Below are 14,069 nucleotides of genomic sequence, written 5' to 3'. Positions count from 1 at the left end.
CAGCGCCAACGCCATCGGGGGTCTGACCCCAGAATTAAAAAAAGCCGCTAACTAGCGGCTTTTTTTACTTACGTGCCGCGCTTGCCGCGCGCCGCATTCCTGGCCTTTTCAGCCGCGATCTCCGCTGCCTTGGCCGCCTTTTCCGCCATCTCGGCCGCGTGCTGGGCCAGCAGGGCCGCGCGCGTGTCCGGCGTTTCCAGCGAGATGCGTCCCAGGATGCCGCTGCGGTAGTCGAGCAGCAAGGTATGCGAGGCTTTCTCGAAATCGTAGTCGCCGCCCTTGATGCGGAAACCGCGCTTGGCGGCAATGCCTTCGACCACGCCGATGGCGTCGACTTCACCGACCTTGGTGCCGTAGCGGGCCGCCAGCAAGTCCGGGTAGCGCTTGAGCAATTCCTCGGCCAGGAACACGGCCACTTCTTCCTCGATCAGCGCGTTCGAACCGATGGCGTGGCTGGCTGCCAGCATCAGGCCGTCGCTGGGGATGGCGATCTTCGGCCACAGCATGCCGGGCGTGTCGACGAGGATGGTGTTCTTGTCCAGATACAGCTTTTGCTGCATCTTGGTGACGGCCGGCTCGTCGCCCACCTTGGCCACGCGCTTTTTCAGCAGCGCGTTCATCAGGGTCGACTTGCCCACGTTGGGAATGCCCATGATCATGATGCGCAGCGGCTTCGTCGGCACGCCGCGGTGCGGCGCCAGCGATTTCGCCAGTTCCGGGATGCGCGCCACGTCGCCCGGCTTCTTGGTCGTCATCGCATACGCGGTCACGCCTTCCTGGGCGTTGAAATAGGCGACCCAGGCGGCGGTGGCGGCAGGATCGGCCAGGTCGGTCTTGTTGAGGATCTTCAGGCAAGGGCGCTGGCGGAACAGGCGCAACTCGTCCACCATGGGATTGCAGCTGGCTGCCGGCAGGCGCGCGTCCACCACTTCAATCACCAGGTCGGTGTTTTCCATGGTCTCGGCCGCTTTCTTGCGGGCCGCGTTCATGTGTCCTGGGTACCATTGTATCGCCATGCTCTTGCTTTCAGTTCGTTCAGTCAATCCGCTATTTTACGTGGTTGCCGCCACGACGTCGCATTTTCCGCCGCCGGCGCCAGCCGTGCGACGCGGACGAGACAATTGGTGATAATTTAGCAGTTACATGAATGATAAGATCCGCAGTCCGTCCAGCCTGGCCGGTTCCCCCATTGCAAGCTTAACCTGGCACGCATTCCATGCATTTTCCCCGTCTTTCCCTTTTCGCCGCCCTTTGCACCTGCCTGCTGCCCGCCATGGCCCAGGAACAAGCGGCGGCACCAGGCGATCCGGCCAGCCAGGAAATGCAGCAAATCGTCGACGTGCAAAGCACGCGCGACCCCGACCTGCGCCCCTACCGCACCATGCTCAAGGGACTCGACGCGTATGCCGACCACCAGCGCCTGGCGCCGGGCGCGCCGCTGCGCTTCATGCTGATCCCCGCCACGCCCAAGGCCAGGCTCGATGGCGTGACCCTGCACCTGTCGGCCGACAATCTGTCCATCCCCGTGCCGCTGGCGGCCGATGGCGGCTTTACCTTGACGCGCGACAAGACCGCCTACGATGCAAATGCCGACCTGGTCAGCAACAAGAGGCGCGCCACCTTGCGCTGGCGCGCCGACATCCACACGCCGGGCCTGCCCCAGAACGTGCGCCGACTGGGCGACTTGCGCCTGGAATGCGAAATCCGCTGGGCCGTCGAGCAGGATGAGCTGTCCTTTGTCCGGCGCAACCTGTTCCGCCTGGCAGGCGGGCCATGCCACTCGTCGCTGATCCACGTGCCCTACCCCGTGTTCCGCAAGCTGCTGGCCGTGCAGGCGCGTTCGGGCGAGCGCACGATGGACATCCGCGTGACGGAAGACCGCCAGCGCTACGTGCCGCCCCTGCATGACGGGAACTGGGACGACAACACCCTGCTGACCCTCACTTACGCCGAGGATGGCAACATGGCCGGCGCGGCCCCCGCCGCTCCCATGAAGGGGGCGCTAGTGCAGTGATGCGGGCGGGGAAAGCAGGTCAAATATTTCCAAATGGATTCTTATATTTACTGCAAGCAACAAAAAAGTATGCTTTAATATCGCCTCTTAAATGAAAAGCAATTATTTTCCAGACTGGCCAGCGCCAGGTGCAGGGAAATACGCGATGGGGATTGGCCGATATGACGATGGAACACAGTGGCGCAACGCCGGCGCTGCACACGGAAACCGAGCGTGCCGGCTGGCGCCCGCGCCAGATCAAGGCGGCGCCCAAGCGCGCGCCGCGCCATGGCAGCGTGCCGCACCTGAAGAAGGAATGCCGGCAGCTGCAGCTGCAAGTGGCGCAACTGCAAGAGCGCCTGAAACGCCAGAGCGCCGACAGCTATGGCTTGCAAGTGCTGTATGACCAGCTGGTCAATGAAATCAAGCACCACCGCGACATGCTGCAACTCGACAGCTTCGATGCGGAGAAATCCTCGCTCGTCTACACGCAGGCATGGCGCCGCTTCATGGCCGGCGACGCGCTCGACTACCAGACCCACCGCCACACCAATTCCCGCAGCCGCCCCAGCTTGCTGTAATTACAGTTCCGCCAGCGCCTTGACGTGCGCCGCCACGCTGCGGCCCAGCGACGACAGGTTGTAGCCCCCTTCCAGGCAGCTGACGATGCGGCCCTTGCCGTACTGGCTGGCCACGGCCATCATCTGCTGCGTCATCCACGTGTAGTCGGCCTCCACCAGGCCCATGCCGCCCACGTCGTCTTCGCGGTGGGCATCGAAACCGGCCGAAATGAAAATCATCTGCGGCTGCTGCCGGTGCAGCGCGGGCAGCCAGTGGTCGAGCACCAGCTGGCGCACCACGTCGCCCTTCGAGCGGGCCGGCACGGGCACGTTCACGCGCGTATCCGTGTAGGACTCGACATCGCTGTACGGATAGAACGGGTGCTGGAAAAAGCTGACCATCAGGATGCGGGGATCGTGCGCCACGGATTCAGCCGTGCCATTGCCATGATGCACGTCGAAATCGACGATGGCGACGCGCTCGAGCCCCCGCACGTCGAGCGCATGCTTGGCGGCGATGGCCACGTTGTTGAACAGGCAGAAACCCATGGGCTCGCTGGGCCGCGCATGGTGGCCGGGCGGGCGGATCGAGCAGAAGGCGTTGCTGATCTCGCCATCGATGACGGCGTCCGTGGCGGCCACGGCCGAGCCGGCCGCGGCCAGCGCCGCATTGTAGCTGTGCGCATTGAGCAGGGTGTCGCCGTCGAGCGGGTAGTAGTCGCCGGCGGGCGGCACGTTGTCGCGCACGAGGCCGATGGCCGTGGCGCTGTGGTTGCGCTCGATATCGGACAATTGCGCGCGCACGCCGTCGCGGTGCTCGACCAGGTCGCTGATGTGCGCGAGGATCAGTTGATCATTGATGGCCTGCAAGCGGGCCGGCGATTCGGGATGCCAGTCGCCCATTTCGTGGCGCTGGCAATCGGGATGGGTATAAATGGCTGTGCTCATGCGCTGTACTGGTTACCTCTGTCTCTGTCCATTCTCTGTCCACACGGGAACACTCACGGGGAATACTGCACGGCATTCCTGCCTGCCCGGCGCGTTCTCGCATAAAATCATTGGCTGGTCTGTGCCGCCCTTGCCTCGGCACTAATCTACCACGTGCGCGGCGCAGGCGGGCGGCGTGGTTTGACCTGGCCAAAGCGATTGTAAATTAAATAATCCCGTGTACTGTGATAGAAATAGCATGTTTTCGAAAATACACCAGGCCGCACAGCAGATCGGCGAAGTTCTCGTCGGCAAACAGTTACAGATCCGCCAGACCCTTGCCTGCGTGCTGGCGGGCGGCCACCTGCTGATCGAAGACGTGCCCGGCGTGGGCAAGACCACCTTGGCCCATGCGCTGGCCGTCTCGCTGGGCCTGCAATGGAAGCGCCAGCAATTTACCAGCGACCTGCTGCCGGCCGACGTGGCCGGCATGAGCGTGTATGACCGGGGCAGCGCCAGTTTCCAGTTTCACCCCGGCCCCCTGTTTACCCAGGTGCTGCTGGCCGACGAAATCAACCGCGCCACGCCGAAGACGCAGTCGGGCTTGCTGGAAGCGATGGAGGAGCGGCAAGTGACGCTCGATGGCGTCACGCGGGCGCTGCCGCAGCCGTTCTTCGTCATCGCCACGCAAAACTGCGCGCACCAGCTGGGCACCTTCCCCCTGCCCGAATCGCAGCTCGACCGCTTTCTCATGTGCGTCACCCTGGGCTATCCCGATGCGGCCGCGGAACGGGCGCTGCTGCTGGGCGCCGACCGCCGCGCCATGCTGCAGACCCTGCCGGCCGTGATGAATGCAGAGGAATTGCTGCAGGCGCAAGCGGGCCTGCGCGCCATCCACGCCTCGCCCGCCGTCGTCGACTACGTGCTGGCCCTCGTGCACGCCACCCGCGTGCCCGGCGTGTTTGCCGACGGCCTCAGCCCGCGCGCCGCGCTGGCCCTGCTGCAGGCGGCGCGCGCCTGGGCCGCCCTGGCCGGACGCGACCACGTCACGCCCGACGATGTGCAAGCCGTGCTGCTGCCCGTCTGCGCCCACCGCCTGCATGCGGCGCAAGGCGCCACGGATAGCCGCACCTTGCTGCAGCAATTGCTGCTGGCTACCCCCGTCTGACAAGCGTGCGCTGGCGCGATCACCCGTGGCTGCCGGTGCGCCCCTGGCTGGGCGCGCAGCGCGTGCACATCCGTCCCTCGCGCGCGGGCCTGGCGTTTGCGGCCCTGCTGCTGGCGCTGTGGATCGCCGCCGTCAATTACCGCCTGGGCCTGGGCTATGCGCTCACGTATTTTGCCGCCGCCTGCGCCATCGCCGACATGCTGTTTGCCAGCCGCAACCTGGCGGGACTGGCGCTGGCCGCCACGTCGGGCCAGCCCGTGTTCGCGGGCAGCCACGCTTTTTTTACCTTGCGCCTGATCAACCGCAGCGCCCGCCCCCGCCATGCGATCCGCCTGGCCGCCCACGGTTCTGCTGCAGCGCCCAGCCTGGCCGACATCGCCGCCCACGGTGACACGGCCGTCAGCATCGGTGTCGCCGCACAGCAGCGGGGCTGGCGCGATGCGCCGGCCGTGCGCCTGTCCGGCAGTTTTCCGCTGGGCCTGTTTGTTGCCTGGTGCCATTGGCAACCCGAGGCGCGCGTGCTCGTGTATCCGCGTCCCGAGCCCAATGCGCCGCCGCTGCCCTTGCTGGCGGGCCCGGCGCGGCGGACAGCACCAGCGACGCACGCATCCGGCGGCGCCCTGGAACTGGCGGGCGTGCGCGCCTACCAGCCAGGCGACTCCTTGCGGCGCCTGGCCTGGCGCCAGATCGCCCGCCAGGATGGCGCGCATTTATTCAGCAAACAATTCCAGCCTGCCGCCGACGCACCGGCGGGCGCAGCCCGTGGCAGCATCGTGCTGGACGACGCCACGCTGCACGCGCTGGCGCCGGAAGCGCGCCTGTCGCGCCTGGCCGCCTGGGTGCTGCAGGCGGAACGGACGGGCCAGCCATACGGCTTGCGCCTGGGCGCGCTGACGCTGGCGCCGGCCCTGGGCGCCAGCCAGCGCGACGCCTGCCTGCGCGCGCTGGCCCTGCATGGTTTGCCACAGCATGAGGCCATGACATGAGGCTATGGATGACCAACTTGCCGCGCGACAAGGCCGACATCCTGCTGCTGTTGCTGGCCGCCGCCATGGTGCTGGCGCCGCACGCGCTGCACCTGCCGCCGTGGATGTCGGCCGCCGCCGGCGCGCTGCTGCTGTGGCGCGCCAGCATGACCGTGCGGGGCCGGCGCCAGCCGCAGCTGGCCGTGCTCGTGCCGCTGGCCCTGCTGGGCATCGCCGCTGTCTACGCCAGCTACGGCACGGTGCTGGGACGCGATCCCGGCGTCGCCCTGCTGGCCCTGCTGCTGGCCTTGAAATCGCTGGAAATGCATGGCCGGCGCGATGTCTTCGTCTTCGTCTTCCTCAGTTTCTTTTTGCTCTTGGCGAACTTTTTCCATACGCAAGGCATCCTCAGCGCCATCTGGATGCTGGCGACCGTCATCGTCCTGCTGGCCGGCCTGCTGTCGGCCCAGTACGGCACGCTGCAGCCCCGCCTGGCGCAACGCCTGGGTTTGCTGGCACGCATGCTGGCGCTGGCCATCCCCCTGTCGGCCGTGATGTTTCTGATCCTGCCCCGCCTCGACGGCCCCCTGTGGGGCGCACCGCACGAGGGCACGCAGGCGCGCACGGGCTTGTCCGACAGCATGCAGCCGGGTGCCATCGCCTCGTTGGCCCTGTCGGGCGAGCCCGTCTTGACGGCCCGCTTTTCCACGCCGATACCGCCGCAAGACCAGCTGTACTGGCGCGGCGTGGTGCTGGGCGACTACGACGGCGCCACCTGGACGCGCCGCGGTGCGGGCCAGCGCGCGCCAGCCGCCGACAGCCGCGTCGACATCGCGCTGGAAGGCTCGCCCAGCCAATACGAAGTGACCTTGCAGGCGAGCGGCCAGCGGCGCATCTTCGCGCTCGACCTGCCGCGCAGCATCGAACGCTTGCCCGGCAACCCGTATGTCGTGTCGTCCGCGCTGGAAGTGCTGACGGCGCAAGCCATTACTTCGACCGTGCGTTACCGCGCCAGTTCCCAGCCCGGCTATCGGCTGCAGGCAGGCCTGTCCGTGGCCCGGCAGCAGCCATGGCTGGCCTTGCCCGCTGGCAGCAATCCACGCAGCGTGGCCTGGGCCCGCGCACTGCGCGGCAACGGCGCGCACGCGCTGGCACCCGCCGACGCCATCGCCGCCGTGCTCGACCACTTCCACCGCGCACCCTTCCGCTACACGCTGCAGCCACCGCTGCTGGGCAAGCATGGCGTCGACGACTTCCTGTTCACCACGCAGGCGGGCTTTTGCGAGCATTACGCAGGCAGCTTCGTCGTGCTGATGCGCGCCATGGGCATCCCCGCGCGCGTCGTCACGGGCTACCAGGGCGGCGCACGCAGCAGTGACGGCGCCAGCCTGACGGTGCGCCAGTCCGATGCCCATGCCTGGAGCGAAGTATGGCTGGCAGGCCGGGGCTGGGTGCGCGTCGATCCCACCAGCGCCGTCGCGCCCCTGCGCACGGAGCGCAATCTCGACGCGGCCCTGCCGGCGGCCCCGTCGCCGCTGTCGGCCTGGCGCGCGCTGGCCGGTCTCGATGGGGGCGCCAGCGGGGCGATTGCCGCCTGGCGCCAGCAATGGCAGCAGGCCGAGCACGCCTGGAGCAACTGGGTGCTCGACACCACGCCGCAGCGCCAGCGCGCCATGCTCGACGGCTTGAAAAACCTGCCGGCAACGACCCTGGCACGCGCTTGCGCCGTGCTGGCCCTGCTGTCCGCCATGGCCGGCGTCCTCGTCTGGTGGCGGCAGGCGCGGCAAGACGATCCGCTCGACGTGCTGTACGCGCAGTTTTGCCGCCAGCAGGCGCTGCGCGGCTACAGCCGTGCGCCGCATGAAGGCCCGCACGGTTATGCTGCGCGCCTGGCTGCCGGCAAGGCCACACCCGAGGCGCACGCATCCATCGCACAGTTTCTGGCAATCTATGCCGCGATGAAGTATGGTAATGCCAACCCAGACGAACAACTCCGCGCGCGGCGCAGCTTGCGCCGCCTGTTAACCCAATGCCGATGAGACGCTCCTTGTTACCGATCAAATACCCCGCCCTGTCCCTGCTCCTCTCCCTTCCCCTGTGCCTGGCGACCGCGCATGCAGGCGAGAACAGCAATATTTCCGCCGCCGACCGCGCCCGTGCCGTGCGCGCGGCCAAGGCGCCGGCCGCCAAGGCCACCGTAAAGAAAGCACCGGCCAAGTTCGACTTCGAAGGCGAATTTGTCGACTATGCCAACTGGAAAGAAGTCCGCGCCTTCCTCGACGACATGTCGGCCAAGCATGGTTTTGACCGCGCCGCACTCGATACCCTGTTCGGCAAGGTGCGCTATGTCGAGTCGACCGTGCAGCTGATGAAGCCGGCGCCGCCGGGCAAGCCGAAGAACTGGCAAGCGTACAGCGCCCGCTTCATCGAGCCCGTGCGCATCAATGCGGGCGTGAAATTCTGGGAAGAGAATGCCGAGGCGCTGGCCCGTGCCGAACGCGAGTATGGCGTGCCGGCCGAAATCATCGTCGGCATCATCGGCGTGGAAACCGTGTACGGACGCAACACGGGCCGTTTCCGCGTGCTCGACGCGCTGACCACCCTGGCGTTTTCCTATCCGGAAAGCCCGACGCGGGCCGCGCGCATGGAATTTTTCAAGGGGGAACTGGAAAACGCGCTGCTGTTCGCGCGCAAGGATGGCATCGATCCGCTGACCCTGCTCGGCTCCTACGCGGGCGCCATCGGCCTGCCCCAGTTTATGCCTAGCAGCATCATGAAATATGCGGTGGACTTCGATGGCGATAGTCACATCGACCTGCGCAATTCCACGGCCGACGCCATCGGCAGCGTCGCGCATTTCCTCGTCGAGCACGGCTGGCGGCGCGACGACCCGGCCATCAGCACCTATCCCGTCAACGTCTCGGCCAGCCGCGCCTGGGAAAAATTCATCGGCCAGGGCTTGCAAGCGAAGTACCGGCTGGGGGAATTGCAGGAAGCCGGCGTCACTGCCGCCCCGAGCACGCCCCAGAACATGTTGTTCGGCTTGATCGATTTACAAAATGGTTCAGAAGCAACTGAGTATCACTTGGCAACCAATAACTTCTTTGCTATAACTCAGTACAACAGAAGTTATTTTTATGCCATGTCAGTGATCGACTTGGGCAAGGCCATCAGCCAAGTGCGCGCACGCTAACTGAAAGTCAGTGTAAAGTTATAATATTACTTGTAAGAAAGCGTAAGCGATGTTGAAGCGACCGGCAAACAGGTCTATGGTGGGGTCGATAACATGTGCCAGCCTTGCTCGCCAGCCTTTGTGCGGCACGGAATACGGAAATGGTTTTATACTTAACTTTTGTCAAAGTACAATTTTTGTTCTATCATAGAGCATAATAAAGAATAAATAGCTGTTGCAACAAGACAACACCTATTTTGTACAAAGCAAGATTACGAGGCTTTCCGGCCTGAAATTGAATCCTGTTGTACAATTGTGTATATATCATGAAAAACTGTATCCCGGATCGTACCGTGTGTGAATTCGTTCCTTTTAGTAAAGAATGAACATGAACGCAGCAAGAGCGAGCTCCGAGTGTTTTTTACTTTGCAGTGCAACTACAGAAGGAACAATAACATCATGACAAACCAAGTCGGCATTGATATGAACAGCGATTCGGACTCCGACGATCTGCTCCAGTACAACCCAAACAGATTGCTCGATACCCTGATCGAAAACCTGCGCCTGAAAAACGACGCAGCATTGTCCCGCGCGCTGGAAGTAGCGCCGCCAGTCATCAGCAAAATCCGTCACCACCGCCTGCCTGTCGGCGCATCGCTGCTGATCCGCATGCACGAAGTCAGCGACCTGAGCATCCGCGACCTGCGTTACCTGATGGGTGACCGCCGCAACAAATTCCGCATCAGCGACAAGCAATTCAAGCCAAAAGAAGGCGAAACGCCACAAGGCTGATCCTGCCAGTTGCGCAGGTTTTCCCTCCCCGCCATGGGGAGGGGGTATTTCCAGCAGTCCTCAGGCCGTCCTGGCCGATATTATTTTCCCGTATCAACTATCAAGCAGGAAAGACGCCGGTCGACAGATAGCGGTCGCCGCGGTCGCAGACGACAAACACGATGGTCGCATTTTCCACCGTCTGCGAAATGCGCAGCGCGATTTCGCAGGCACCGGCCGCCGAAATGCCGCAGAACAAGCCTTCTTCCGCCGCCAGGCTGCGCGCCATGCGCTCGGCCACGCCCTGGCTCACGTATTCCACCTGGTCCACGCGCGACTTGTCGTAGATTTTCGGCAAATACGCTTCCGGCCACTTGCGGATGCCGGGAATCTGCGACCCTTCCTCGGGCTGCGCGCCGATGATCTGGATGGCGGGATTCTGTTCCTTCAGATAGCGCGACACGCCCATGATGGTGCCCGTCGTGCCCATGGCGCTGACGAAGTGCGTCACGCGCCCTTCCGTATCGCGCCAGATTTCCGGTCCCGTGCTTTCATAGTGGGCGCGCGAATTGTCTTCGTTGGCAAACTGGTCGAGGATCACGCCGCGGCCATCCTTCTGCATCTGTTCGGCCAGGTCGCGCGCGTATTCCATGCCGCCCGTCTTCGGCGTCAACAGGATGTCGGCGCCGTAGGCAGCCATGCTCTGGCGGCGCTCCACGCTGAGATTGTCCGGCATCAGCAACAGCATCTTGTAGCCGCGCAAGGCAGCGGCCATGGCCAGCGCGATGCCCGTGTTGCCGCTGGTCGCCTCGATCAGGGTATCGCCTGGCTTGATGACGCCGCGCTCTTCAGCGCGCTTGAGCATGGACATGGCGGCGCGGTCCTTCACGGAGCCGGCCGGGTTGTTACCCTCCAGCTTGCCCAGGATGACGTTGTTGCGCGCAATCGCATCGGCACCCGGCAAACGCGTCAGTTGCACCAGCGGGGTATTGCCTATCGTATCTTCAAGTGTCTTGTAAGCCATCGTGTCTGTTTGAGTAATTTCAACAAAGACCCATTCTAATATGAGATGCTGGACGGCGTATGGCTAAAAACCGGCGTCCGCCAGGCAGGCCACGCTGCTGCGCCCCGCGCGCCAGGCCGCATGGCGCCTGGCTTTGCGCCATGCCAGGGCCGGCGCGCATGGTTTGCCAGCGGGCCGCGCGCGCATGCGCTAGACTCGTGACGGTTAGTTATTTTAGTAATTTGCTTATTCAATCCATGGATCAGTCATGAGCGGCACCACCCCCGAATTCATCCCCGAAACCACGCAGGACGATCCCGTCCAGGCCAGCAGCCTCGATATCCAGGGCCGCATGCACCAGATTTCCCCCGTCTTCACCGAAGCGGAGCTGCGCCGCCTGCAACGCTATGGCAAGGTCTGCCACTATGCGGGCGGCGCCACCCTGTTCGAGGCGGGCAGCAGCAGCTTCGGCATGCTGGTCATCCTGGCGGGCCACGTGGCCGTCACGCGCCATGAGGGGCTGGGCCGCACCTCGCTGATGCGCGAAATCGGCCCCGGCCACTTCATCGCCGAAGTGGCGCAGCTGTCGGGCCGCCCCGCCCTCGTCAACGGCCATGCCGTGGGCGACGTGGACGTGCTCGTGATCAGTTCGGAATCGCTGCGCGCGCTGATCGTGGCGGAAGCGGAAATGGGTGAGCGCATCGTGCGCGCCCTGATTTTGCGCCGCGTGGCCCTGATCGAAGTCAATTCGGGCGGGCCCGTGCTGGTGGGCCCGCGCGGCAATGGCAATCTGTTCCATCTGCAAAGTTTTCTGTCTAGCAATGGCCACCCGCACACGGTGCTGGACCCGGCCACGGATGCGGCCGCCGCCGCGCTGGCCGGGCGCTACCAGCCCACGCCGCAGGAGTGGCCGCTGGTGGTCTGTCCCGACGGCAAGGTCATGAAGAATCCCGGCAATGCGGAACTGGGGCGCTGCCTGGGCATGCTGCCCGATTTGTCCGGCGACAAGATCTTCGACGTGCTGGTGGTGGGCGCGGGCCCTGCCGGCCTGGCCACGGCCGTGTATGCGGCGTCCGAAGGCTTGACCGTGCTGGCGCTGGAACAGCGCGCGTACGGCGGCCAGGCGGGCGCCAGCGCGCGCATCGAAAATTACCTGGGCTTTCCAACCGGTATCTCCGGCCGCGCGCTGGCGGGGCGCGCCTATGTGCAGGCGCAAAAATTCGGCGTCGAGATCGCCACCCCGGCCAGCGCCGCCAACCTGCTGTGCGACAGCTGGCCCCTGCGCGTCAATCTGTGCGACGGCACGCAGGTGCGCGCCCGCACGGTGGTGCTGTCCTGCGGCGCGCGCTACCGCCGCCCCTCGCTGGCCAACCTGAAGACGTATGAAGGACGGGGCGTGTACTACTGGGCCTCGCCCATCGAGGCCAAGCTGTGCAGGCAGGAAGAGATCATCCTCGTGGGCGGCGGCAACTCGGCCGGCCAGGCGGCAGTGTTTCTCTCCGGCCACGCGGCCAAGGTCCACATGGTGATCCGCGGCGAAGGCCTGGCGGCCAGCATGTCGAGCTACCTGATCGAGCGCATCGCCGCCACGCCCAACATCACCTTGCACACGCACACGGAAATCATCGCCCTCGAAGGCGACGACGATGGCTTGACGGGCGCCCGCTGGCGCAACAACCAGACAGGTGAAGAAGCCGATTGCGCCGTGCGCCGCGTGTTCCTGTTCGTCGGCGCCGATCCGAACACGGACTGGCTGCACGACTGCGCCGTGGCCGTCGATGAACAGGGTTTTATCCGCACGGGCTTTGACGTCACGCGCGCCGAATGCCGCGCGCACGGCCACGCAGTCTACCCTCCCGACTTGCCGGACCGTGCCGCGCTGGAAACGAGCGTGCCCGGCGTGTTTGCCATCGGCGACGTGCGGGCCGGCTCCACCAAGCGCGTGGCCGCCGCCGTCGGCGAAGGGGCGGCCGTGGTGTCGCAGATTCACGGCTTTCTGGCAAGACTGCCCGCCGGCAGCGCCTAACGCAGCGGCGTGGGGTACGTGGCCACGCTGACGTTGCCATCCTTGTCGATGGCCTGGACGCCGAAGAAATAATTGTCCTTCGACAGTTTCAGCCTCGCTTCGGTGACATTGCCCACGTCCTGTGCGCCCTGCCATTGATCGGCCGTGGTGGCGCGCCAGACGATGCGGTAGCCGGCCAGGTCCGGTTCCGTATTCGGCTGCCACTGCAAGGTGGTGGCGTTTTCCAGCTGCGCCGTGCGCACCTGCACCTGCGACGGCGCGGCCGGCGCCAGGGCCAGCGAGGCGAGCGCCGCCGCATTGACGCGCGCCACTTTTGCCACATAGTCGTAGTCGACGAATTGCGGCAAGTCGCCGTATTGCACGCCGTTTTCCACGCGTACGTCCTGGTGCTGGTGGGTAAAATCCTCATTCGGTTCCGTGAAGCGCAGCGCTGCGTAGCCTTGCGCCAGGAACGGCATATGGTCGCCGCCGCGCAGGTAGCGGTCGGCGCGCTGGATCACGTTGACCTTGAAACCGGGCACGTAGCGCTCGCCCACCTGTTTCACATGGCGCGCCAGCTGGCGCGAGATCGAATCGTTTTCGCCGCCCGTCGCCACCAGCGCGCGCACGCCGTCGCTCATTTCCTTGACGGCGGGAATGCCCTCGGCAAACAGACGCACCTGGCCGCCATCGACCGTGCCATCGTCCCCGCGCGAGCTGCCGATGATGTCGTTATTGAGCATGCCCGCGATATTGAGGTTGTTCAGTTTCGCCTGCTGCGCCCAGTGGCCGGAACCCAATAAACCCTGCTCCTCGGCCGCCACCGCCATGAAGACGAGGGTGGCGTCGAACCGGTGGCGCGCCATCACGCAGGCCATTTCGATCACGGCCGCCGTGCCCGACGCATCGTCGTTGGCGCCGGGCGCGTCGCCCCTGGCATCCATCACGTCGGTCGCGCGCGAGTCGTAATGGCCGCTGACGACATAAATGCGCCCGGCCGATTGCGGCTGGCTGCCCGGCAAGGTCGCCACCACGTTGACGATTTCCGTCGGCCGCGAAATGCGTTTCGACACGGGCGCGACGTGGCTGTCGAACGCCACCTGCAAGCGCCCGCCCGCCTGCGCGCCGCAGCGCTCGAGCTCGGCCTTGATCCAGCGCCTGGCCGCGCCTATGCCCTGCGTGTCGGAGACGGTATCGGACATCGTGTGCCGCGTCTGGAAGCCGACCAGCTTGCGCACGTGCGCCTCGATGCGCTGCGGCGAAATGTCCGCCACGATCTGCCGGATCGGCACGATCTGCGGCTGCGCCCCAGTCGATGGCGCCGCCCCCACGCCCGCCGACAGCAAGGCTGCCGTTACTCCCGTCACTATCCGTAGCATGCCGCCGTCTCCTGTAAATAAGTAGAGGGCCATTCTCGCATTTTTGACGGCAGGCAAGGATGCTCGAGGATCAAAATCGTGCATTGTAGAAACTGCTACAATCGGCCACTCCCCGCCCTGATCATG

General features: G+C 65.0%; 12 protein-coding genes. 8 read left to right on the top strand and 4 right to left on the bottom strand.

The annotated features are described in order from the left end of the window. Positions 1 to 68: 68 nt before the first annotated feature. Complete coding sequence (gene ylqF / locus GCN75_RS20420) at positions 69 to 989, bottom strand: ribosome biogenesis GTPase YlqF (RefSeq protein ID WP_405002830.1); 921 nt, start codon at positions 987 to 989, stop codon at positions 69 to 71. A gap of 284 nt (positions 990 to 1,273) precedes the next feature. Here ylqF and GCN75_RS20415 point away from each other — a divergent pair, with 284 nt between their 5' ends. Further along, positions 1,274 to 2,014, top strand: coding sequence for a hypothetical protein (locus GCN75_RS20415; RefSeq protein WP_152284039.1), 741 nt, complete (start codon positions 1,274 to 1,276; stop codon positions 2,012 to 2,014). A 161-nt stretch (positions 2,015 to 2,175) separates the two neighbouring features. After that, entirely contained in the window at positions 2,176 to 2,574 is a 399-nt protein-coding gene (locus tag GCN75_RS20410) for a hypothetical protein (RefSeq protein ID WP_152284038.1), read from the top strand. Here the strand turns inward: GCN75_RS20410 and GCN75_RS20405 are convergent, their stop codons facing one another. Further along, on the bottom strand, positions 2,575 to 3,501 hold the full coding sequence (locus GCN75_RS20405) for a histone deacetylase family protein (protein ID WP_152258126.1): 927 nt from the start codon (positions 3,499 to 3,501) through the stop codon (positions 2,575 to 2,577). It abuts the gene before it with no gap. Positions 3,502 to 3,739: 238 nt separating this feature from the next. Between GCN75_RS20405 and GCN75_RS20400 the strand changes: the two genes are divergently transcribed. The 5 genes from GCN75_RS20400 to GCN75_RS20380 all read left to right on the top strand — a co-directional run bounded on the left by GCN75_RS20400 (position 3,740) and on the right by GCN75_RS20380 (position 9,577). Then, positions 3,740 to 4,648: an AAA family ATPase gene (locus GCN75_RS20400; RefSeq protein ID WP_152284037.1), complete on the top strand. Its 909-nt coding sequence runs from the start codon at positions 3,740 to 3,742 to the stop codon at positions 4,646 to 4,648. Positions 4,649 to 4,653: 5 nt separating this feature from the next. Further along, positions 4,654 to 5,634, top strand: coding sequence for a DUF58 domain-containing protein (locus tag GCN75_RS20395; protein ID WP_152284036.1), 981 nt, complete (start codon positions 4,654 to 4,656; stop codon positions 5,632 to 5,634). A gap of 8 nt (positions 5,635 to 5,642) precedes the next feature. Beyond that, positions 5,643 to 7,652, top strand: a complete 2,010-nt coding sequence (locus GCN75_RS20390) for a transglutaminase TgpA family protein (protein ID WP_226941490.1) — start codon at positions 5,643 to 5,645, stop codon at positions 7,650 to 7,652. An 8-nt stretch (positions 7,653 to 7,660) separates the two neighbouring features. Further along, positions 7,661 to 8,806: a lytic murein transglycosylase B gene (gene mltB / locus GCN75_RS20385; RefSeq protein WP_152284034.1), complete on the top strand. Its 1,146-nt coding sequence runs from the start codon at positions 7,661 to 7,663 to the stop codon at positions 8,804 to 8,806. Positions 8,807 to 9,244: 438 nt separating this feature from the next. Next, complete coding sequence (locus GCN75_RS20380) at positions 9,245 to 9,577, top strand: hypothetical protein (protein ID WP_034751784.1); 333 nt, start codon at positions 9,245 to 9,247, stop codon at positions 9,575 to 9,577. Between the two features lie 100 nt (positions 9,578 to 9,677). Here GCN75_RS20380 and cysM read toward each other — a convergent pair whose 3' ends face one another. Next, the gene (gene cysM, locus GCN75_RS20375) at positions 9,678 to 10,580 is read right to left on the bottom strand and encodes a cysteine synthase CysM (RefSeq protein ID WP_152258122.1); all 903 of its coding nucleotides are present in this window, start codon (positions 10,578 to 10,580) and stop codon (positions 9,678 to 9,680) included. A gap of 247 nt (positions 10,581 to 10,827) precedes the next feature. On the opposite strand from cysM, the gene GCN75_RS20370 reads away from it, so the two are divergent. Next, positions 10,828 to 12,585, top strand: a complete 1,758-nt coding sequence (locus GCN75_RS20370; RefSeq protein WP_152284033.1) for an FAD-dependent oxidoreductase — start codon at positions 10,828 to 10,830, stop codon at positions 12,583 to 12,585. On the opposite strand, the gene GCN75_RS20365 is transcribed toward GCN75_RS20370, so the two are convergent. Then, entirely contained in the window at positions 12,582 to 13,943 is a 1,362-nt protein-coding gene (locus GCN75_RS20365; RefSeq protein WP_152284032.1) for a M20/M25/M40 family metallo-hydrolase, read from the bottom strand. The genes GCN75_RS20370 and GCN75_RS20365 overlap by 4 nt on opposite strands. Between the last annotated feature and the right edge of the window lie 126 nt (positions 13,944 to 14,069).

It is taken from the genome of Janthinobacterium violaceinigrum, assembly GCF_009208555.1.
GTDB lineage: Bacteria > Pseudomonadota > Gammaproteobacteria > Burkholderiales > Burkholderiaceae_D > Janthinobacterium > Janthinobacterium violaceinigrum.
The sequence above is the reverse complement of the archived record's forward strand: the minus strand, read 5'-3'. Positions and strand labels throughout refer to the sequence as shown.